Annotated in this window: 1 rRNA gene; it reads right to left on the reverse strand. The window is 53.5% G+C overall.

What is annotated here, in order from left to right:
- Positions 1–2,096, reverse strand: a 23S ribosomal RNA gene (locus DW965_RS18585); the annotation flags it as partial.

Here is a 2,096-nt window from a genome sequence, read left to right on the forward strand (position 1 = left end):
CTGCCCTATCTACCTCGTCGTCTTCAAGGGGTCTTACTTCTTTCGAATGGGATATCTCATCTTGAGGGGGGCTTCACGCTTAGATGCCTTCAGCGTTTATCCCTTCCCGACTTGGCTACCCGGCCGTGAACCTGGCGGTTCAACCGGTACACCAGAGGTCAGTCCATCCCGGTCCTCTCGTACTAAGGACAGCTCCTCTCAAATATCCTACGCCCACGCCGGATAGGGACCGAACTGTCTCACGACGTTCTGAACCCAGCTCGCGTACCGCTTTAATGGGCGAACAGCCCAACCCTTGGGACCTACTACAGCCCCAGGATGCGATGAGCCGACATCGAGGTGCCAAACCACTCCGTCGATGTGAACTCTTGGGAGTGATAAGCCTGTTATCCCCAGGGTAGCTTTTATCCGTTGAGCGATGGCATTCCCACTTAATACCACCGGATCACTAAGTCCTACTTTCGTACCTGCTCCACCCGTCGGTGTCGCAGTCAAGCTCCCTTCTGCCTTTGCACTCTTCGAATGGTTTCCGACCATTCTGAGGGAACCTTTGAGCGCCTCCGATACCCTTTCGGAGGCGACCGCCCCAGTCAAACTCCCCGTCTGGCATTGTCCCCCGGCCTGATAAAGGCCGCTGGTTAGAAGCCCAGCAGCACAAGGGTGGTATCCCAACACCGGCTCCCCTGAAACTGGCGTTCCAGGTTCACAGCCTCCCACCTATCCTGTACATGCACTGCCGGACCCCAGTACCAAACTGGAGTAAAGCTCCATGGGGTCTTTCCGTCCTGGCGCGGGTAACCAGCATCTTCACTGGTACTTCAATTTCACCGGATGCATTGTCGAGACAGCGCTCAAATCATTACGCCTTTCGTGCGGGTCGGAACTTACCCGACAAGGAATTTCGCTACCTTAGGACCGTTATAGTTACGGCCGCCGTTTACTGGGGCTTAAATTCAAAGCTTCGCTTGCGCTAACCTCTCCTCTTAACCTTCCAGCACCGGGCAGGCGTCAGCATATACCTCACCTTACGGTTTTGCATAGACCTGTGTTTTTGCTAAACAGTTGCTTGAGCCTATTCTCTGCGGCCAACTCTCGTTGGCACCCCTTCTCCCGAAGTTACGGGGTCATTTTGCCGAGTTCCTTAACAATGCTTCTTCCGCCGGCCTTAGGATTCTCTCCTCATCCACCTGTGTCGGTTTACGGTACGGGTATCTTAAAAACAATAGCGGCTTTTCTTGATTCATGCTCACACACTTCCCTACTTTAGTTCGGTCCGCATCACGCCTTTGGATTGCCACACGGTTTTTCCTATGTGACTCCTCCTTCGCTTGCACGCGGCTTTCCGTTCCGCGCCTGTGCTCTCCACAAATGTCCCCACAGTTCTGTTTTAGATAGTGCAGGAATCTCAACCTGCTGTCCATCGGATACGCATTTCTGCCTCTCCTTAGGCCCCGACTTACCCAGGCAGATCAGCTTTACCCTGGAAACCTTGGATATTCGGCCGAGAGGATTCCCACCTCTCTCTCGCTACTCATTCCGGCATTCTCTCTTCCTGGCACTCCACAGCTCCTTCCGGTACTGCTTCATCGCGCCAGCAATGCTCCTCTACCATACCATACGGTATCCTGTGCTTCGGTGTCGTGTTTCAGCCCCGGACATTTTCGGCGCAGGACCTCTCGACTAGTGAGCTATTACGCACTCTTTGAATGTGTGGCTGCTTCTGAGCCAACATCCTAGTTGTCTTCGAAATCCCACATCCTTTTCCACTTAACACGTACTTTGGGACCTTAGCAGCAGGTCTGGGCTCTTTCCCTTTTGACTGCCCAACTTATCTCGTGCAGTCTGACTCCCGATGAGCATCTTTACGGCATTCGGAGTTTGATATCCCTTGGTAAGCTTTGACGCCCCCTTAGAAATTCAGTGCTCTACCTCCGTAAGACTCCATCGAGGCTAGCCCTAAAGCTATTTCGAGGAGAACCAGCTATCTCCGGGTTCGATTGGAATTTCTCCCCTACCCACACCTCATCGCCACCCTTTTCAACGGATGTGCGTTCGGCCCTCCACTACCTCTTACGGCAGCTTCAGCCTGGACATGG

The organism is Blautia sp. AM47-4, from assembly GCF_003479865.1.
Taxonomy (GTDB): domain Bacteria; phylum Bacillota; class Clostridia; order Lachnospirales; family Lachnospiraceae; genus Fusicatenibacter; species Fusicatenibacter saccharivorans.